Annotated in this window: 14 protein-coding genes; 7 read left to right on the top strand and 7 right to left on the bottom strand. The window is 55.1% G+C overall.

Going from position 1 to position 19,260, the window contains the following annotated elements; translation table 11 throughout:
* Position 1: 1 nt before the first annotated feature.
* From Q1L85_RS13120 to Q1L85_RS13145, 6 genes are read right to left on the bottom strand one after another with little or no spacing between them, the layout of a single operon-like run.
* On the bottom strand, positions 2–1,651 hold the full coding sequence (locus Q1L85_RS13120) for a BatD family protein (protein WP_300426247.1): 1,650 nt from the start codon (positions 1,649–1,651) through the stop codon (positions 2–4).
* Positions 1,645–3,603 carry a VWA domain-containing protein gene (locus Q1L85_RS13125; protein ID WP_300426248.1) on the bottom strand — a complete coding sequence of 653 codons (1,959 nt, stop codon included), beginning with the start codon at positions 3,601–3,603 and terminating at the stop codon, positions 1,645–1,647. Before Q1L85_RS13125 ends, Q1L85_RS13120 begins: the two co-directional genes overlap by 7 nt.
* Positions 3,600–4,586, bottom strand: a complete 987-nt coding sequence (locus tag Q1L85_RS13130) for a VWA domain-containing protein (protein WP_300426250.1) — start codon at positions 4,584–4,586, stop codon at positions 3,600–3,602. Before Q1L85_RS13130 ends, Q1L85_RS13125 begins: the two co-directional genes overlap by 4 nt.
* Entirely contained in the window at positions 4,579–5,070 is a 492-nt protein-coding gene (locus Q1L85_RS13135) for a DUF4381 domain-containing protein (protein ID WP_300426251.1), read from the bottom strand. Before Q1L85_RS13135 ends, Q1L85_RS13130 begins: the two co-directional genes overlap by 8 nt.
* Position 5,071: 1 nt before the next feature.
* Positions 5,072–5,992 carry a DUF58 domain-containing protein gene (locus Q1L85_RS13140; protein WP_300426252.1) on the bottom strand — a complete coding sequence of 307 codons (921 nt, stop codon included), beginning with the start codon at positions 5,990–5,992 and terminating at the stop codon, positions 5,072–5,074.
* Positions 5,992–6,951, bottom strand: a complete 960-nt coding sequence (locus Q1L85_RS13145; protein ID WP_300426253.1) for a MoxR family ATPase — start codon at positions 6,949–6,951, stop codon at positions 5,992–5,994. The genes Q1L85_RS13140 and Q1L85_RS13145 overlap by 1 nt, the downstream gene beginning before the upstream one ends.
* Before the next feature lie 208 nt (positions 6,952–7,159).
* Between Q1L85_RS13145 and Q1L85_RS13150 the strand changes: the two genes are divergently transcribed.
* The 4 genes from Q1L85_RS13150 (at position 7,160) to Q1L85_RS13165 (ending at position 14,482) form a co-directional block, all read left to right on the top strand.
* Positions 7,160–11,995, top strand: coding sequence for an NAD-glutamate dehydrogenase (locus tag Q1L85_RS13150; RefSeq protein ID WP_300433376.1), 4,836 nt, complete (start codon positions 7,160–7,162; stop codon positions 11,993–11,995).
* 89 nt (positions 11,996–12,084) lie between these two features.
* Positions 12,085–13,155, top strand: a complete 1,071-nt coding sequence (locus Q1L85_RS13155; RefSeq protein WP_300426255.1) for a hypothetical protein — start codon at positions 12,085–12,087, stop codon at positions 13,153–13,155.
* Positions 13,152–13,376 carry a DUF2835 domain-containing protein gene (locus tag Q1L85_RS13160; protein WP_300426256.1) on the top strand — a complete coding sequence of 75 codons (225 nt, stop codon included), beginning with the start codon at positions 13,152–13,154 and terminating at the stop codon, positions 13,374–13,376. Before Q1L85_RS13155 ends, Q1L85_RS13160 begins: the two co-directional genes overlap by 4 nt.
* An 86-nt stretch (positions 13,377–13,462) precedes the next feature.
* On the top strand, positions 13,463–14,482 hold the full coding sequence (locus Q1L85_RS13165) for a quinone-dependent dihydroorotate dehydrogenase (RefSeq protein WP_300426258.1): 1,020 nt from the start codon (positions 13,463–13,465) through the stop codon (positions 14,480–14,482).
* Positions 14,483–14,596: 114 nt separating this feature from the next.
* Here the strand turns inward: Q1L85_RS13165 and rmf are convergent, their stop codons facing one another.
* Complete coding sequence (rmf, locus tag Q1L85_RS13170) at positions 14,597–14,791, bottom strand: ribosome modulation factor (protein ID WP_300426260.1); 195 nt, start codon at positions 14,789–14,791, stop codon at positions 14,597–14,599.
* Between the two features lie 164 nt (positions 14,792–14,955).
* On the opposite strand from rmf, the gene rlmKL reads away from it, so the two are divergent.
* The 3 genes from rlmKL (at position 14,956) to Q1L85_RS13185 (ending at position 19,220) form a co-directional block, all read left to right on the top strand.
* The gene (gene rlmKL / locus Q1L85_RS13175; protein WP_300426261.1) at positions 14,956–17,106 is read left to right on the top strand and encodes a bifunctional 23S rRNA (guanine(2069)-N(7))-methyltransferase RlmK/23S rRNA (guanine(2445)-N(2))-methyltransferase RlmL; all 2,151 of its coding nucleotides are present in this window, start codon (positions 14,956–14,958) and stop codon (positions 17,104–17,106) included.
* A gap of 62 nt (positions 17,107–17,168) precedes the next feature.
* A complete protein-coding gene (locus tag Q1L85_RS13180) occupies positions 17,169–17,666 on the top strand; it encodes a pyridoxamine 5'-phosphate oxidase family protein (protein WP_300426263.1) in 498 nt (165 codons plus the stop codon).
* 342 nt (positions 17,667–18,008) lie between these two features.
* Entirely contained in the window at positions 18,009–19,220 is a 1,212-nt protein-coding gene (locus Q1L85_RS13185; protein WP_300426269.1) for an ammonium transporter, read from the top strand.
* Positions 19,221–19,260 lie beyond the last annotated feature (40 nt).

A 19,260-nucleotide genomic window follows, 5' to 3' on the forward strand; every position in this document is an offset into this window, starting at 1 on the left:
CTTAAGAATAAAGCTCTGGCAGTGATTCTTCCTGTGTGCGCTCCGTATTCTGACGGAGCGCTTTTTCAACGAGATTCAGGATTCCCTGACCATTAAATGCACTGTTGCTCTTATTGCTGTAGAGAGTGGCATCCAGCTCGGCCAGCGCGGCACTGAGACGCACGTCGTTTAACCATACCTCCACTTCGGCGACGGAGCTGATGTTCCAGCCAGACGCTGCAGCTGCCCAGGCGATCAGACTGCTGCGGATGGCAGCAGGATCATTATTCTGACAGGCACGACGGAAATCGCGCCAGAGGCTTCGCGTATCGGTCTGGGGTACCAGCTCTTCCCGGGGTTCTGTGCGGGCGGGGGACCGCCGACGGAACAGCAGGACTAAGGTTATGAGGTTGGTAATCACCAGCAGGGCGACCATAGCCATCCAGTAACGGCTGTCACCCTCGGGCAGGGTGAGTGTCACCGCGGGAGTATCAGAGGCGGTCTGCAGTGGTTCTGGCTGATTCCCTGATATTGCCGGTGCTTTGGCTTCCGCAACCACCACCGAGCGGGCGGGTAATACCGCATATTCGATGGTGTTGGTCAGGGTATTCCACCAGGGGATACGGATTTCTGGCAGCGTCATTTTTCCGGGCTGTGTCGGTACCAGAGCAACGCTCTGAACCACATTCGACACCATGCCCTGTTCCGTTACCTGGGTATCATCCTGGGTCTGATCCGGGTAGTAACGCAGTGAGTCGATTTCGGGCATCGGAATCGGGGGAATCTGGCCTTTGCTCAGTCCTGTCGCCTGAATGGTCATGGTCCGGGTGACCGGTTCGCCAACGCGCCATTCGCTGAGGTCGCGGCTGAACTCTTCACTGATGTCGAATTTGCTGGCGGGTATCCAGGGCGCCTGAGGATAGTTTTTCGGGATAGGTTTGATGTCCAGCTCAATGGGTTTGCTGATGACACTGTCGGAGGTTCCCCGGAAGCGGTCATACCGGTTGGGAATGCGTGCAGTAAAGCGTTGCCCCGGAATAACAATGGTGCCTGCCTTTTCCGGAAAAATGGCATAGCGACGTTCGTAAACGCCGACGCGTTTGCCGTCGACAACAGTCACATACTGTTTGGCGTCCATCAGCGGCTGAACCCGTGCCCCAACCACCGTGAATTCAGAGAGGTTGGCGTCGTCGTGATTGACGGTGTAATACAGCCTTTCGATGTACAGCAGTTGCTCCTGCACGTAGTGAGTGCCGCTCGACACTTCTACTTCGAAATAGAAATTGTCGCTGCTTTTCGCTTGCGTATTTGCCTGCTCGCTTACCTGGATACGGATAGGCTCGCTTTTTGCGCCTTTGAATTCGATCGGAGGTATCAGCAACTCGCCGCTGCGGCGGGGAATCAGTGTGAGCGTCCAGTCGGTGTAAGAACTGTTTTTGCCATTATTAAAGCTGATCTGCTGGCTCTGATTTTTACTGACGACGTCCCACTCCCGGTCGAGCGGACGCCAGTCTGGCGATGAAAAGCCCGCCATATCGGTGTAGCGAACCTGAAGCGTTACGGCATCTGAGCGACCAATCTCTTTCCGGTCTACGCTCGCAAGCAGTTCTGCCGCCCAGGTCGCAGGCGCAGCAAGCATAATTAAGAGTACTAATCCGATCTGCCTTACCATAAGACATCCTCTTCACTGGTGTCGCCACTCTGACGGTATTGATACAGAAACTTCCGTTGCATCAGTAAGCCCGGGTTGTCCGGAACCTGATTCAGCAATGAATCCATGGCTGCCCGCTCTTCGCGGGACATAGTGTCAGCGTCTGCAGGACGCGCCCGCGTCTGTTGCTCTTTCTGATCGCCGGTATCATCGTTATCTCCGGCATCGGACTGTTGAGTAACGCTTTGTGTTTCTTCTTCGCCGCTTGGCTGATCCTGGTTGGCCTGGGCCTTCTGGGCCGCCTGCTCGTCAGCGTATTTGTCGTCCTGCTGTTTCTGATTCTGCTGGCTTTGAGAATCCTGACTCTGCTGGCTTTGAGAATCCTGATTCTGCTGGTTCTGAGAGTCCTGACTCTGCTGGTTCTGAGAATCCTGACTCTGCTTGTTCTGGGAGTCCTGATTCTGCTGGCTCTGGGAATCCTGATTCTGCTGGTTCTGAGAATCCTGACTCTGCTTGTTCTGGGAGTCCTGATTCTGCTGGTTCTTAGAATCCTGATTCTGCTGGTTCTTAGAATCCTGATTCTGCTGGTTCTGTGAATCCTGCTGCTGTTGTTCCTGTTGCTCTTTCAGCTGTTTAACCGTGTCCAGATTCTGCTGAGCCTGCGGAAACTCAGGCTGTTTCTCCAGTGCTGTTTCGTAGGCCTCGATAGCATCCTCCAGGCGGCCGGCCTGGGCGAGTGCGTTCCCGCGGTTGTAGTCAGCTGTCGCAGTATCGGACGTACTGAAATCTTCCGCAGCGGCTTCAAAATTGCCAGCGCGATAATTCGCGCTCGCACGCCACTGCGGGTCTTCAAATTTCTGAGCGGCGGCTTCCGGGGCGCTCTCCAGTAATGCCTGCCCCTGCTGATCCCGGGTTTGCCAGAGGTCCTGAAATTCAAAGGCGTAGGAAGGCTGAGGCAGGCTCATGACGGCAATCAGCGCGACACCGAAAAGCACACCCCGGCGGAAGCTGAACAGCGCCACGGGAAGAATCAGTAAGATCAGCCAGAAACCGTTATCACTCCATTCGACGATGGTCCGCTCGTCCTCAACGTTTGCCTCCGGACCCGGCCCACTGAGAAGGCTTTTCCAGTCGCTGTCGTCGTAGGTAAGGGTACGCCAGCGGCTTCCTGTTGCTGTATAAAGAGACTGCAGAGGTGCTGTGTTGAGTTGTGGAATCACGATATTGCCCGACCCGTCTTTCAGGAAGCCCTGGTCACCTAAAGGAACCGGAGCCCCTTCCGCCGTGCCAATGGCAATGACAGACAGCGCAGCACTGGCAGGCATGGTGGCCTGAATCCGCGCGACATCTTTGTCCTGAATTCCGTCAGTCAGCAGCAGTATCTGTGCCTTCGGCAAACCCGAATCTGTCATCAGTTGTGCGGCCAGTTGCAAGGCTTTATCCGGGCGACTGCCGGGCTTAGGCATGATTTCCGGAGAAAGCGATGTCAGCAGATGCTCAATGGTGGCGTTATCGTCAGTAAAGGGCACCACCGTATGTGCATCTCCTGCGTAGGCGATCACGGCGGTCACTCCGTCCTGACGACCCCGCAGAATATCGGTCGCTTTGCGTACTGAGCGTACTGCGCGTGTCGGAGCGATATCCTGCGAGCCCATCGACAGCGACATATCCATCAGAATGACCAGAGCGTCGGGGTTACTCATCACTGGCACGGCTTTGCGTTCCCAGGCCGGGCCGGCAATGGCGAGGCTCGCCAGTATCCAGCAGACAATCACTGCCCACAGGCCCGCGGTGCTCTTACGCCCCGGAACGTTATCCAGCATGTAGCCACGCAGATGCTCGTCAATATGCTGCTGCCAGTCGCCGCGCTGCAGCGTCTGCCGGAACAGCACAATGGCTGCTATTAGTGCAGGCACCAACAGCAGAAGCCATTCAGGGCGGAGGAAATGAAACTGTGTGATAAATGCATTCACCGGCGTCGCCCTCCATACACAAAGGCAATCACAAAGCTGATCAACAGTGCGGCCAGTAGCGGCCAGTGAAAAAGGCTGGTTTGTGGACGGTAGACTTTCTGTTCCCGCTCTGTGGGTTCAAGCTGATCAATCAGACCATAGATCTGACTGAGTTCACTGGTGTCCCGGGCGCGATAGAAACGTCCTGCGGTCAGGTCTGCGATTGTTTGCAGGCTTTCCTCGTCCAGTTCGCGGGACGGGTTAATAGTACGGCTGCCGAAGAATGACGGTACTTCCATTCTGTCGGCGCCCATGCCAATGGTGTAAATACGGATACCGGTCTCGGCTGCCAGTTCGGCCGCACGGATCGGGTCAATGGTACCTGCCGTGTTTTCACCATCGGTCAGCAGCACCAGCACCTGGCTTTCGGCGGGGGTATCGCGCATGCGTTTTGCGGCCAGCGCAATGGCGTCACCGATGGCGGTCTGCTTGCCCGCAAGGCCCAGTGCGGCCTCGTTCATAAACGTACGCACTGTTTCGCGGTCGAAGGTTAGCGGTGTCTGCAGGTAAGCGTTGGAGCCAAAAAGAATCAGTCCGAGACGATCGCCTTCACGCCGGCTGATAAAATCGTTGAGCACATGTTTTACGATCTCCAGGCGGTTTACCGGGCGCCCGTTGAGTTCCATGTCTGCGGTATCCATGCTTCCGGAAATATCGACCGCCAGCATCAGGTCACGGCCTTCGGCGGGCAGTCGGACGGGCTCTCCGATCCAGACCGGGCGGGTGAGTGCCGCCACCAGACAAAGCCAGAGAAGCGTTGGCAGCAGAGCGCCCAGAGTCGAGCGGGAGGTCACAGTCGCGTGATTCTCTGTGCCTGTCTGCCAGAATCCCGTATCGGCGACTTTCAGTGCCGCCTGCTGGCGCGTACGGGCAGGGAGTAACCAGCGGAAAATCAGCGGCAGGGGCAGAAGCGCGAGCGCGTACGGCCAGAGCAATTCAGGCATGGTGCTGCTCCTGTCTGAAACGGGCTTTACGAATCCAGAGCTTGGCCGCTGCTTCAAGCTGATCAGGGTCCAGGTCGGGCAGTGGACGATAAGGGCCTTCGGCAACAGCGAGGGCTAATGCTTCTGAAAATACCGGCCTCGACACCTGCGCATTGAGCCAGTCTGCCCAGGGCTGGCCGGTCAGAGCGAGTGGTGCATTGCCTGCACCCGCGGCACGTGCATAGCGTTTCAGAGTCTGGTTGATATCACTGCAATATGCGCAGAGATCCCCATGGGAGGCGTAGGTTTTCTGAGCCTGCGCGACCAGTGCCTGTGCCAGTGTTTTTCTCCGCCGTTGTTTCAACCAGCGGCGGGTAAACCAGACTCCGGCAATCGCCAGTCCGATACACAGAATCAGCAGCAGCCACCATCCCGGGGCAAGCGGCCATACACCCACGTCGGGTGGGAGAATAATGTCGTTAATCGGAAGCGCCTGACCATTCATATCAGCGACGCCCCCCGCCACCAAGGCCAAAGCCCTGACGGAGCTGATCCAGCGGATCGTTTTCGGTGGTAATAAACGTCAGCGGTGCGCGCAGACGCATTAACCGGGTCTGAAGATCGGCCACTGCCTGTCTCCAGTGCTGCTGGTGTTCCTGCCGTGATTTGTCTGAGACGTGGAGTGACCGCCGTTGGTTGCCATCGGTGACATCGAAGTGCCCGGCAGGCAGGTCGCGCTCAAATGGATCACTGACATGCACTGCCAGCAGGTCGCAGTGGCGGCTGAGTGGATAGAGCACGCGCTCGCACTCATCATCGAATCCTGACCAGTCACTGATGATATAGACTGCGGTCCCGGGGCGGGCGATCCGGGCAATATGCCGGCAGATATCCAGCATTCTCGGAGCCGCTTCTGCCGGCTGTGATACCGGAGTGCTGGCCAGCTGATGAAGATATGCCATCAGCGTTTTGCGGCCGGTATGTGGGCGCAGATCAAATTCGTGAGTGTCGTTAAACACCAGACCTCCCACCCGGTCGCCATGGCTCATGGCCGACCAGGCGAACAGCGCTGCGATGTCGGCGGCAACCACACGCTTCAGAGCCCGGCGGGTGGCGAAATTCATGCTCGCTCGCAGGTCACAACAGATTAAGACCGGGCGTTCCCGTTCTTCGCGGAATACTTTGATATGCGCATCGCCGGTCCGCGCGGTGACCCGCCAGTCCATACTGCGGATGTCATCTCCGGGCTGGTATTCCCGCACTTCCGAAAAGTCGATACCGCGACCGCGCAGGCGGGAAGTATGCGTGCCAGCCTGATCGTTCAGAATTTTTTTCTGACGATGCAATGGCAGAAGGCCCGCCAGAACACGAAGTCCGGCGAGGCGTTCCGCATCAATCTCTGTCCCTGTCGAGAATTCCTGGTGCATCAGGCTACCGGTACGCGCTGTAGTAACTCATCAATGATTGTCTGGGAAGTCATACCACGGGCTTCCGCCTCAAAGCTCAGCAGTATCCGGTGGCGCAGAACATCGTGCGCTACAGCCCGGACATCGTCGGGGCTGACATAGTCGCGACCCGCCAGCCAGGCGTGTGCCCGGGCGCAGCGATCGAGCGCAATGGTGCCACGCGGGCTGGCGCCGAATTCAATCCAGCGATCCAGATCTTCGCTGTATTTACCGGGCTCGCGTGTGGCAATAATCAGTTGCACCAGGTATTGCTCGACGGCATCACTCATGTGCAGTGCCAGCGCTTCCTGACGGGCTTTCAGTATGTCTGCCTGAGTCAGCGGATCAGCGTTGCTGAGCGTCGGGGCCATGGCCTCACCGCGGGCAAGGCGCAGGATTTCCTGTTCTGCAGACGCGTCAGGGTAGTCGATCTTAACGTGCATCAGGAAGCGGTCGAGCTGCGCTTCAGGCAGCGGGTACGTGCCTTCCTGTTCGATCGGGTTCTGAGTCGCCATCACCATAAACACCTGAGGTAATGGGCGGGTGACACCGCCAACTGTCACCTGACGCTCAGCCATGGCCTCAAGGAGTGCGCTCTGAACTTTTGCCGGAGCACGGTTGATCTCGTCCGCGAGAATCAGGTTATGGAAGATCGGACCTGCCTGAAAATCGAAGGTCTGTGTCTGAGGGCGGTAGATCTCGGTCCCTGTGATATCACCGGGCAACAGGTCAGGCGTGAACTGCACCCGTTTGAATTCGCCTTCGATACGTTCGGCCAGTGCATTGATCGCTTTCGTCTTGGCAAGGCCCGGTGCGCCTTCTACCAGAAGGTGCCCATCGGCAAGCAGAGTGAGTATCAGACGTTCGACCAGACGGGGCTGGCCAATGATGCTCGCCTGCAGACTCGTGCGCAGTTGCTGAAATCCTTCCTGTAAGCTCATGTTTATCCTGTCCGGCTCGTTGTTTTTAAAGGGATTTTAGAGGGTTGGTGGGCGGGGTCAATCCTCAGATGGGGCGCGGAAGACAAAGTTTCGGTGAGGTTCGTAAAGGAGAGTCAATCAGACCCGGTAACAACAATGATCTTTATCAGGCTGGCAAAGTTGACGAATGGGCTAAGCTGAAAGTAGGACTACAGCCAGAGGCGGCATCATGCTAACCACCCTACACACCCTGATTGAGGAGCGTAACAAGGACGCTCAGGCAACACAGCTGAAGAAATTTTCTGATGTTTACTATTCGGGCGCACCGGCAGAAGAAGTGCTGGCGCGCGCCGTAGAAGATCTGTACGGCGCGACACTGTCGTGCTGGCAGTTTATTCAGACCCGTAAAGCGGGTGCGCCTAAGGTGCGGGTTTTTAACCCGGATCATGAGAACCATGGATGGCAGTCACTCCACACTGTGATTGAAATCGTTTATGACGATATGCCGTTTCTCGTTGATTCTGTGCGGATGCAGCTCAACGCCCGTCTGATGTCGCTGCATGCTATCCATTATTGCGTATTACACGCTGAGCGGGACAAAGCCGGTAAGCTGAAAACAAGCAGCGACTGGACTCAGCCATCCGACAAGTCGGTCGCTGAAGCCATCATCTATATCGAAGTTGATCATCATTCTGACAGCGCCCTGATGGATACGCTGGCCGCAGAGCTGGAAGATATTCTCAGTGAAGTTAACCGCTGTGTCAGAGATTTCCCTGCCATGCTGCAGAAAGCCCGGGATGTCGCTGTAGAGCTTGGCCGGTCCTGTACCCATCCGGATTCGGATGAATGTGCCGAAGCGGCAGATTTTATGGTGTGGCTGGCAGACAACCATTTTACCTTTCTTGCGTACGACGAATTTACAGTCACAACGACCAAGGGCGAGAAACATGTGGTTCGCGACCCGGCGAATGACCTCGGGATTTTCCGCGATGTCGATACCAGCCGCAGCAGTGTCCGCCTGAACGACCTCGAACCAGAGACCCAGAATTTTATTACCGGATCTGAACTGATCAGTTTTATGAAATCCGGCAACCGTAGCCGGATTCATCGCCCCGCGTATCCGGATTATGTCGTTGTGAAGCGCTTTGATAAAAAAGGCAATGTTGTGGGCGGCGCACGTTTTATGGGCCTGTTCACTTCGATTGTGTATATCGAAACTCCGAACAATATCCCGATTGTACGCCGCAAGCTTGATGCCGTTCGTGACATGGCCGGCTTTGAAAAAGGCAGTCACAGCGGTAAAGAGCTGGACCGTATTCTTGAGGTGTATCCTCGTGATGAGCTGTTCCAGTCGGAAGCAGCTGAGCTACAGCGGACCTCCGTCAGTGTTCTGAATATTCAGGAGCGTCGCCAGACCCGGGTATATCTGCGCAAAGACTCGTACAGTAAATTTATTTCCTGCCTGGCGTACACCCCGCGGGACGTTTACAACACTGAGCTGCGCCAGAAAATGGAGGAGGTGTTACGGCAGGAATTTTCTCCGCTGGATATCGAATTCAATACGCACTTTTCTGAGTCTGTTCTGGCGCGTACTCACTTTATGGTTCGTCTCAACCCTGAGGTTGATCTCGAATTTAATGACGAACTTGTGGCCAGTAAGATCCGTCAGGTGGTCCGCTCCTGGTCTGACGACCTGCACAGCGCACTGATTGAGCAGGTGGGTGAAGAGAAGGGGAATACTCAGTATCACGAATACCGTCATGCGTTTCCGGCCGGTTACCGGGAAGATTTCTCAGCGCGGACTGCCGTTGCAGATATCCAGCATATGGAGTCTCTGCGGGGGCTGAAAGACGGTGAGCTGGCGATGACCTTCTATCGCGAGCTGGAAGAAGATGAAAACCAGCTGCGTTTTAAACTGTTCAACGCAGAGACTATTCTGCCGTTGTCGGACGTGATTCCGGTTCTGGAAAACTTTGGTCTGCGGGTACTGGGCGAACATCCCTATGAAATTGTCTGCGCTGACGGCCGTCGCGTGTGGATTCATAATTTCAGTCTGCGTTACACCCTGGCCGATAAAATAAATATCGCTGAGGTGAAGAAGGTCTTCCAGGATGCCTTCCGTGCCATCTGGGCTGGAAAAGCAGAAAACGACGCCTTCAACCGCCTGGTACTTGGCGGGCAGCTGGGTTGGAAAGACATTGCGCTTCTGCGTGCCTACGCGCGCTATATGAAACAGATCCGCTTTGGTATTTCTGAAAGCTACATCGCCGACACCCTCAGTCGCTACATTCCTGTGGCGGCCCAGATTACGCAGTTGTTTCATCTGCGCTTCGGGCTTGCTGAGCAGAGCACTGACAAACGTCAGCAGGCTTTTGATGCGTGTGAAGCGTCGCTGCTGGAAGCACTGGACGATGTCGAGCAGCTTAACGAAGACCGAACGATCCGCCGTTATATCGAGCTGATCAAAGCTACGCTGAGAACGAACTACTTTCAGACCGATGCTGACGGGGCCGATAAATCGTATCTCTCGTTCAAACTGAATCCGGCCGCCATTTCTGATATGCCGCTGCCGCGCCCTATGTTTGAAATTTTTGTTTATTCGCCACGGGTAGAAGGTGTCCATCTGCGTGGTGGTAAGGTCGCCCGCGGTGGCCTGCGTTGGTCGGACCGCGTGGACGATTTCCGTACCGAAGTACTGGGCCTGGTCAAGGCTCAGCAGGTGAAAAATGCGGTGATTGTGCCTGTAGGAGCGAAAGGTGGCTTTGTTGCTAAATGCCCTCCGAAAGAAGGAGGCCGCGATGCCTTTATGGCAGAAGGCGTAGCCTGTTATCAGACCTTTATCAGTGCATTACTCGATGTCACCGATAATCTTGTGGAAGGCAGCGTTGTACCGCCCGAAAAGGTTGTGCGCCACGACCCGGATGACCCGTATCTGGTTGTCGCCGCGGACAAAGGGACCGCGACATTCTCAGATATCGCTAACGAGATTGCGGTGAATCGTGGTTTCTGGATGGGCGATGGTTTTGCTTCTGGTGGCTCAGTCGGTTACGACCATAAAAAAATGGGTATCACGGCTCGTGGCGCCTGGGTGTCTGTGCAACGACACTTCCGCGAGCAGGGGCATAATGTTCAGGAACAGGATTTCTCCGTTGTCGGCGTGGGTGACATGGCGGGGGACGTGTTTGGTAACGGCATGCTTCTGTCAGAACATATCTGCCTGGTAGCAGCCTTCAACCACATGCATATTTTTATCGACCCTGAGCCTGATTCCGCCAGCAGTTACAAAGAGCGTAAACGCCTCTTTGAACTGCCCCGCTCAAGTTGGGAAGATTACGATAAATCGCTGATATCCAAAGGCGGTGGCATCTTCCTGCGCTCGGCGAAAAAAATCAGTATCACGCCAGAAATGAAGAAACGCTTTGATATCTCTGAAGATACACTGGCCCCCACCGACCTGATAAAAGCCGTGCTTAAAGCGCCTGTGGATCTCATCTGGAACGGCGGTATCGGTACTTACATCAAAGCTAGCAGCGAACGTCATTCGAATGTCGGAGACAAAGCGAACGACAGCCTGCGGATTAATGGCAACGAAGTCCGGGCCAGAGTTGTCGGAGAGGGCGGTAACCTTGGTATGACGCAGCTGGGTCGTATTGAATATGGCCTCAACGGTGGCGCGTCATACACTGACTTTATTGATAATGCGGGCGGTGTCGACTGCTCCGACCACGAAGTAAATATCAAAATTATGCTGAACGAGGTGATGGACAACGGTGACCTCACCCGCAAACAGCGTAATGAAATATTTATGCAGCAGACCGATGCGGTGGCTGATCTTGTTCTGCACAATAATTATCGCCAGACACAGGCCATTGCGCTTGCCTATCGTGACTGCATTGAGCGACTGGATGAATATGCCCGCTTAATGAAAGATTATGAGCAGCAGGGAAAACTCAATCGGGCACTGGAGTTTCTGCCGAACGAAGAAGAGTTGCAGGAGCGTCGCAATCAGAGCATTGGCCTGACCCGGCCTGAGCTGGCGGTGTTGATTTCTTACACTAAGGCCGACCTGAAAGAGCAGCTGAATAAAGCCGTGATCACCGGCGACGACTACATTTCTGATATTGCCCGGACGGCTTTCCCGGATGCGCTCAGCGAACAGTTCGCGGAACCCCTGAAACGTCACCGCCTGCGGAAAGAAATCATTGCGACTCAGCTGGCGAACGACCTGGTGAACTTTATGGGCATTACGTTCGTTAATCGCCTGAAAGATTCTGCCGGGGCCTCGGTGACCGATATCGCACGGGCCTATGTGACCGCTCGGGATGTGTTCTCGCTTGCGGATTACTGGTCGAAAATCAATGCGCTGGACTATCAGATTGATACTGACGTTCAGGAAGAAATGATGGCCGAGCTGATGCGCCTGGTCCGCCGGGCGGCGCGTTGGTTCCTGCGTAATCGTCGGGTTAATGTCGATATCGAACATGAGGTCGCGAAATTCCGTCCGGAAGTTCAGAAGATAGCTGCGAACCTGGGTAACACCCTAAAAGGCGCGGCACTGGAACGTTGGCAGGCGCTCTACCAGAAGCGTTGTGAGCTGGGCGTGCCAGAAGATCTCGCCGCCTTCAGTGCGGGGGCAAGTGAACTCTACGCGGCACTCGGCGTTATTGAAGCTGCATCGCAGAGTGATTGTGCCGTAGAGCAGGTCACTGAAGCCTACTTCGGGGTGGGTGAGCACCTCTCCCTCAGCTGGTTCCTGGAGCAGATCAATGCGCTGCCCGCGGGTAATCACTGGGAGGCAATGGCTCGTGAAAGCTTCCGTGATGATCTCGACTGGCAGCAGCGCTCTCTGACCGTAGGTATCCTCAAAGGGCATCCTGATGATGCCTCCCTTGAAGAGGCGATTGCGCACTGGCAGGAAGAGCAGGAGTTACTCGTCAGCCGCTGGCAGAAAATGCTGGACGAGTTGAAAGCAACCGAGCAGATGAACTTCCCTATGATTGCCGTGGCCCTGCGTGAGCTGCTGGATCTTGCACAGGCCAGCCGTCACCGTCGTGAGACGGACTAAGCGTCACAGCGTCTTCTGAATCGGCCTTCTGGTTGAACCCATGAGCGACCCGGTGTAAAACTGCAGCAACTTTTACACCGGATCGCTCCATGAGCTGCTTCAGATTCATCAGTGCTGCAATGCTGGTCTTACTGCTTTCGTTGTCTTCCCGGGCGGCAGAGGTGGACCAGTTTTTCGGTATTGAGAGCACCCGACTGACCGACGCCACCCCGGCGCTTGATCGAGAGGTCAGATCCCGGCTCAAGCGTGCACTGAAGCGGGCCAATCGTAACGAGCCCCATCTCAAACCCAGAAAAGTTCAGCGGGTCCCCAAACAATCACACTGTTCGGTACCCCGTCTTTATGACTCGGTGGAGCTGTTGCTTGCCCGGCCGATCGTTGGGCAGCTGGAAAGCTTCGCAGAAAAAAGCCCGGATATTTCCCGGGTCCGCGTTGCACTCAGTGATTCGGTATACCGGGACTTTACCTGGCCTCAGTCTCCTTCGCTGGTGCTGTCGGAGCGCGTTGCGTCTGTGATCCGGGTCGGAGATACACTGATCGGTACAGATAAACTCGGGCATTTTTTTACTGAAGGGTTCAGCTACTTCGACGAAACCCGCTATCTGGATCGCCCTGTCGATGATGCCCTGCTGTTTGGGGAGTGGACTGAGTCGGTGTATTTTGGCGCGCAGACCACCGGTGTTTATTCCTATGCTGATCTGGTCGCCAATTTTAATGGCCTGCGTTTCTGGAACCGTCTGCTAGTTCATCATCCTGATCCGTTGACGAAAAAGCTTCCTGAGCCTTATATCCGCTGCGAGAATGACGACTGGGTGCTGGCGGCGCCTTTCACTCTGGCAGGCTATGTCGACCCCGCCTGGAACGAAAGCGTGAACTGTTCTTCTTTCCGCACGCTGCGACTGCTGGAGTCTGTACTCAATTACGGCCCGGCATGTCGTGCGGAATTCCTTCCGTGGGATAAGTACGATGCCTTTGCTGCGCGCCTGTTTAATACAGCAGGGCCTGGAATTATGCCTGATTATCTGCAGCCAGAAGTGATTCTGCGGCAGAGAAACCCTGACTTTGCCACCAACCGCGTGATGCGCTGGATCCGGGATTTCCGCGAAGGACTGGAGCGCTGGCGTCTGCGCCGGGAATTGTCGGGAGACAAGGCGCCATGAGCCAGGAAGTCATCGTCGATATCTACATCAGCGCAGATGAATACCAGCGCTATTACCGCGGCTCAGCGTCGCGGGTGGTTGCAACCACATCAGATGGCCGCACCGTGCAGTTTCCCGCGGGTGTATTACAGCGAGTCGTCGGGCATGACGGTGTCCGGGGACGTTTTGCTATCCGCTTCAGTCAGGCAGGAAAGTTCGAGTCGATTGAACGCCTTGGCTGATTTTTTTGTTACGGATCATCTACATACCTGGATGAAATCCCTATAATGCGCGCCATTCTGAGATTTTTACTCCCCAAGAGGTAGCTATGAACTGGTACGGCCTGGCCCGGAAATTCTTATTTATGATGGACGGTGAAACGTCCCATGAAATCGGGCTGAACATGCTGGGCACGGCAGAGCGTCTTGGATTACTGAAATTTCTTGTGAAGCCAGTGGCTGACTCTCCGGTGACCGTGGCAGGAATTCAGTTTCCGAACCCGGTTGGGCTGGCTGCCGGACTGGACAAAAATGGCGATTATATTGATGCCTTCGCCCGCCTTGGGTTCGGTTTTATTGAAATCGGAACCATCACTCCGCGCCCACAGCCCGGAAATCCTAAGCCCCGTCTGTTCCGTCTGCCGGAGCAGCGCGCCATTATTAACCGCATGGGCTTCAATAATAAGGGCGTTGACCATCTCGTTGAGCAGGTAAAAAAGGCGCGTTTTAAAGGGGTTCTCGGCATCAATATCGGCAAGAACTTCGACACTGCCGTGGAAGATGCTACGTCGGATTACCTGATCTGCCTCGATAAGGTGTATCAGTATGCGACATACATTACTGTGAATATTTCCTCGCCGAACACACCGGGGCTGCGTACGCTCCAGTACGGTGATGCCCTGCGTGACCTGCTGTTGCCGATCAAGAAGCGTCAGGCAGAGCTGGCGCAGAAGCATGGCTACAAGCCTGTGTTTGTGAAAATTGCGCCCGATATGACGGAAAGCGAGGTGGACACGGTCGCCGCGACACTCGTTGAATGTGAAATGGATGGAGTGATTGCGACGAATACCACGCTCTCCCGTGACGGAGTTGAGGGAGCAGAGCACGGTGGCGAGGCTGGTGGGCTTTCAGGCGCTCCAGTAGAAGCGCTGTCGACGCTCACTATTCAGCGCCTGGTCAGTGCGCTGGAGGGCAGACTTCCTGTGATTGGTGTCGGTGGCATTCTCGATGGGTGTTCAGCGGCCGAAAAGCTACGTGCCGGCGCAAGCCTGGTGCAGGTATACTCGGGTTTTATTTACCGGGGACCGGAGCTGGTCGGCGAATGTGTCGATTCGCTGCGTAACGCCTGAGGTTGATATAAAGAGGCCCGGCAAAGTTTGCCGGGCCGGACCCCCGTGGAGAGGGGGCACAGGTCTGACGTTAAACGTCAGGAGCGTGTGAAAAGGGTTGTTGGTTGCCCTGTACTAAACAACCATTCGATGAATACCAGAAACGCCCGTGTAGCCGTCCCAGTTGTCTGATCTTCCAGTTCGCCACCCGGCTAACCAGTCTTCCCGGTTGGCTCCTGGAGGGGCGAGATCCTTGGAGCGGCGCTCAACGCCAGCTCGGTAACCACGTGCAAATGCTCTTTCGTGCATATCGCGTTTCTGTTTCTTCATAGTGTTGCTTCCTCGCTGTTACTGAAAACATCGGTCGGCAGCCACAGAAAATCGGCGGGCCACGGATAGTTGTACCGTGACACTATGTTGAAAGTTAACGATTGATTTCTTCTAAGCAGACGTTTTTTTAACGTTCTGCGTTATTTAAAGACCGGTAGCATCTCATGACTCAGAACGAGCAGAACGATTCAAATCCACGTTGGCTGGCCGTGTGTGCCAAAGGCACAGAAGCCTTGCTCGCTGATGAAATCAGACACTTAGGTGGAAATGTTCATAAGGAAGGCCACCTTGGAGTTCATTTCAGCGGTGATTCTGAGGTGGCCTACCGGGTCTGTCTCTGGTCACGACTCGCCAGCCGGTTGCTTCTGCCACTACAGGAATGTCAGGTAGACAATGTCGACCAAATGTACGAAGCAGCCCGAAGTGTGGACTGGTCTGAGTTGTTTCCCGTCGAGGCGACTTTTCGCATCGACTTTCACGGCCGCAGCAACTTTATCAATAACACGCAGTTCGGTGCGCAGAAGATCAAAGATGCCGTGGTTGATACCTTCCGCGATAAGACCGGCAGTCGTCCTTCGGTCGATAAGGCGGGAGATATCCGGATCGAGGCACAGCTGCGAAAAGGCCTGCTGCATCTTTATCTGAATATTTCAGGTGACAGCCTGCACCGTCGTGGATATCGATTGCAGCCGGGTAAGGCTCCGCTCAAAGAGAACCTGGCTGCAGCGCTTCTGATCCGTGCTGGCTGGCCGGCGCTGGCTGCGGAAGGAAAAGCTCTGGTCGATCCTATGTGTGGTTCTGGCACATTGCTGATCGAGGCTGGACTGATGGCTGCTGATGTTGCTCCCGGGCTGAACCGCCAGGGCTGGGGCTTTGATCGCTGGCTCGGTCATGACCGCAAGCTCTGGATGAGCCTGGTCGACGAGGCCCGTCAGCGCCGCACTGCCGGCATCAACGGTTTGCAGAGCCGTATCTACGGTTTTGATATTGATGAAGAGCAGCTGAATGCCGCGCGGAAGAACCTCGAGCGCTCGGGACTGGCCGGGAAGATTCATCTGGAGCGCCGCTCAGTAGAAGATCTGCGTATCCAGAAAGAAACGGCAGAACAGGGAGGGATGCTGATCTGTAACCCGCCTTATGGTGAGCGCCTGAGTGAGCTGCCTCAGCTGGCGCCGCTGTATCAGCAGCTGCACGATGCGGCCATGTCTCTGCCGGACTGGCGGCTGGTGGTGTACACCGGTAATACCGATCTGGCCCGGGCGATCCGTCGCCCGCTGGAGAAACAGTACCGCTTCCTGAATGCACAGATAGAAACCAGGCTGCTTATTTTCGGGGCGGCTGACGAGCGTTCTACCCAGCCTCAGCCGAGCGCGATCCGCGGTCCGGTAGAAGCTTTTGCCAACCGTATTAAAAAGAACATGAAGACTCTGGCAAAGTGGGCGAAACGCGAAGACATCCATTGCTATCGTGTGTATGACGCCGACATCCCGGAGTACGCGGTGGCCGTTGATCGTTACGAAGACTGGCTGCATGTGCAGGAATATGTTCCACCGAAGTCAATTGATCCTCAGGTGGCCGAACGCCGCCTGCTGGATATCCTTGCCGTATTGCCGGAAGTCACCGGCGTGCCTGCAGAGCAGATTGTACTGAAGCGACGCGAGCGCCAGACCGGCAAGAAACAGTACGAAAAGCAGAATGACGACAAACGCACGATGGAAGTCCGGGAAGGGCAGGTGAGACTTCTGGTGAACCTGCGTGATTATCTCGATACGGGGCTGTTTCTGGATCATCGTCCTACGCGTTTGCACATTGCAAAACAGGCACAGGGCAAGCGCTTCCTGAACCTGTTCTGCTACACGGCGACCGGTTCGGTGCACGCGGCGGCGGCAGGAGCGACCTGTACCAGTGTGGATATGTCACGTACGTATCTGAACTGGGGGCGGGATAACTTCCGCCTCAACAGCATCAACCCGGACAACCATGCCTTTGTTCAGGCTGACTGCCTGCAGTGGTTGAAGGATGATCGCGGCGAATACGATCTTATCTTTATGGACCCGCCAACCTTCTCAAACTCCAAACGTATGGAAGGCGTGCTGGATATTCAGCGCGATCATGTCGACCTGATCAGGATGGCGATGGATCGTCTGGCGTCGGGTGGCACACTGATCTTCTCGAATAACCTGCGTAAATTTGCGCTCGACCGGGATGCCCTGGCAGAGTTCGATATCAAAGATGTCAGTGGTAAGTCGATTCCCAAAGACTTTGATCGTCGCCAGAATATTCACGTCTGCTTCGAAATCAGTCACCGCACCTGATACGTCAGGGTTTTCCCGAGCGGTTTCTGTTAGCCTGAGGTTCACCATGGAAGGAGAACCTCATGACACTGAGTGACCACTGGACGAACATCAAAAAAACTCTGGAGCAGTCTCAGGCTTCAGCGGTTCACTGCTCAATTGCAACCGTCAGCCCTGACGGCACCCCTCATATCACCCCAGTTGGTACTGTCTTCCTGCGCGATGATGGTACAGGGTATTTCTTTGATCATTACGCCGTGACTCTGGGTGAGAATATCGATAACAACCCCAATGTCTGCGTGATGGCAGTGAATGTCGGTCGCCTGTTCTGGCTGAAAGCGCTGTTAACGGGCAAATTCAGCCAGACACCTGGTGTTCGCCTCTATGGCAAAGCAGGTGCAGCCCGGCCGGCCACAGAGCAGGAGCTTGAGTTAATCGACCGGCGGGTTCGCCCAACGTACTGGATGAAAGGTGCCCGCAGACTCTGGAGTGATTTTTCCGTGGTCCGGGATATCGAATTTCATGACTTCAAGCCGGTGACTTATCCAATGATGATGGATGGCGTCTGGCCTAATCGCTGACGCCTGTGCATCCGGCGACGAAAAAGTTAGAGATGCACTTAAATTGTGCAATTTTGAACTGTGTGTTCTCAAATGGTGCTGATTCTTATTTTTCGGGGCGGTCCTCGCTTTGGTGTTTCTACTTTGTTGCCTGAATGAAGTGCACGAATGCTCTTGCTTGGGGCGTTTTTGAGTGCGGATTGTGTCAAAGATGACAAAGTTGGTATGGAAACTGCTAAAACAGCTCCCTGAAATGGAATCGCCGGCGGTATCACCGACCGGTTTTGCGTTACAAAGCACCGTCAGAGTGCAGGGCGCAGACGCAACAACAGAAATGAACTACTCAGAGGGCTTATTGTGGATATCACAGGTATCAACTCCGCGGTTGAAACGCTGATGTACAGCGCAAACACCATGTTTATTCTTCTTGGTGCCATCATGGTTCTGGCCATGCACGCGGGCTTTGCGTTCCTGGAAGTGGGAACCGTACGTCATAAAAACCAGGTCAACGCACTGGTTAAGATCATCACAGACTTTGGTATTTCTACCATTGCCTACTTCTTTATCGGTTACCAGATCGCGTATGGCATGGATTTCTTTGCCAGTGCGACTGAGCTGACTCAGAACAACGGTTACGAGCTGGTTAAGTTCTTCTTCCTGCTGACGTTCGCTGCGGCAATTCCTGCCATCATTTCTGGTGGTATCGCAGAGCGTGCGAAGTTCTATCCGATTCTCATTGCTTCCGCGCTGACGGTGGCTTTCGTATACCCATTCTTCGAGGGCATTATCTGGAACGGTAACTACGGCTTCCAGGCGTGGCTTGAAGAAACTTACGGTGCTGGCTTCCACGATTTTGCCGGATCTGTCGTTGTTCACGGCGTGGGTGGCTGGATCGCTTTTGCTGCCGTTGCGCTGCTTGGTGCCCGTAAAGGCCGTTACCGTGACGGTAAGGTCATTGCATTTGCGCCTTCTAATATTCCTTTCCTGGCACTGGGTGCCTGGATTCTCGCTGTCGGCTGGTTCGGCTTCAACGTGATGTCTGCTCAGACCCTCGACGGTATTTCTGGTCTGGTGGCGGTAAACAGCCTGATGGCAATGGTAGGTGGTACCGTTGTCGCAATGGTGGTTGGTCGTAACGACCCCGGCTTCATTCATAACGGCCCGCTGGCTGGCCTGGTGGCAGTGTGTGCAGGCTCTGATGTCATGCACCCGATTGGCTCCCTGTTTGTTGGTGGTGTGGCTGGTGCTCTGTTCGTCTGGGTGTTTACCCTGGCGCAGAACAAATTCCCTAAATTCGATGACGTGCTCGGTGTCTGGCCTCTGCACGGTCTGTGTGGCGCCTGGGGCGGCATCGCGGCGGGCATCTTTGGTGCAGAAGCGCTTGGTGGTCTGGGCGGTGTCAGCCTGATGTCTCAGCTGATCGGTACTCTGGCTGGTATCAGCGTTGCATTGATCGGTGGTTTCGTTGTCTACGGATTCGTTAAGGTGGTTTCTGGTATCCGCCTGGATGAAGAAGAAGAATTCAACGGTGCTGACCTGTCGATTCATAAAATCGGTTCAACGAACGAAGACTGATATCTTCCTGAACGGATTCTGAGCCCGCATCATGCGGGCT

This window comes from uncultured Thalassolituus sp. (genome assembly GCF_950066645.1).
In the GTDB taxonomy this organism is placed as follows: Bacteria; Pseudomonadota; Gammaproteobacteria; order Pseudomonadales; family Oceanobacteraceae; genus Thalassolituus.

Excerpts from the sequence above, each read along its gene's own strand:
- Q1L85_RS13120 (WP_300426247.1), bottom strand. The coding sequence starts at position 1,651 with ATGGTAAGGCAGATCGGATTAGTACTCTTAATTATGCTTGCTGCGCCT.
- Q1L85_RS13130 (WP_300426250.1), bottom strand. The coding sequence starts at position 4,586 with ATGCCTGAATTGCTCTGGCCGTACGCGCTCGCGCTTCTGCCCCTGCCG.
- Q1L85_RS13135 (WP_300426251.1), bottom strand. The coding sequence starts at position 5,070 with ATGAATGGTCAGGCGCTTCCGATTAACGACATTATTCTCCCACCCGAC.
- Q1L85_RS13140 (WP_300426252.1), bottom strand. The coding sequence starts at position 5,992 with ATGCACCAGGAATTCTCGACAGGGACAGAGATTGATGCGGAACGCCTC.
- Q1L85_RS13145 (WP_300426253.1), bottom strand. The coding sequence starts at position 6,951 with ATGAGCTTACAGGAAGGATTTCAGCAACTGCGCACGAGTCTGCAGGCG.
- Q1L85_RS13150 (WP_300433376.1), top strand. The coding sequence starts at position 7,160 with ATGCTAACCACCCTACACACCCTGATTGAGGAGCGTAACAAGGACGCT.
- Q1L85_RS13155 (WP_300426255.1), top strand. The coding sequence starts at position 12,085 with ATGAGCTGCTTCAGATTCATCAGTGCTGCAATGCTGGTCTTACTGCTT.
- Q1L85_RS13160 (WP_300426256.1), top strand. The coding sequence starts at position 13,152 with ATGAGCCAGGAAGTCATCGTCGATATCTACATCAGCGCAGATGAATAC.
- Q1L85_RS13165 (WP_300426258.1), top strand. The coding sequence starts at position 13,463 with ATGAACTGGTACGGCCTGGCCCGGAAATTCTTATTTATGATGGACGGT.
- rmf (WP_300426260.1), bottom strand. The coding sequence starts at position 14,791 with ATGAAGAAACAGAAACGCGATATGCACGAAAGAGCATTTGCACGTGGT.
- rlmKL (WP_300426261.1), top strand. The coding sequence starts at position 14,956 with ATGACTCAGAACGAGCAGAACGATTCAAATCCACGTTGGCTGGCCGTG.
- Q1L85_RS13180 (WP_300426263.1), top strand. The coding sequence starts at position 17,169 with ATGACACTGAGTGACCACTGGACGAACATCAAAAAAACTCTGGAGCAG.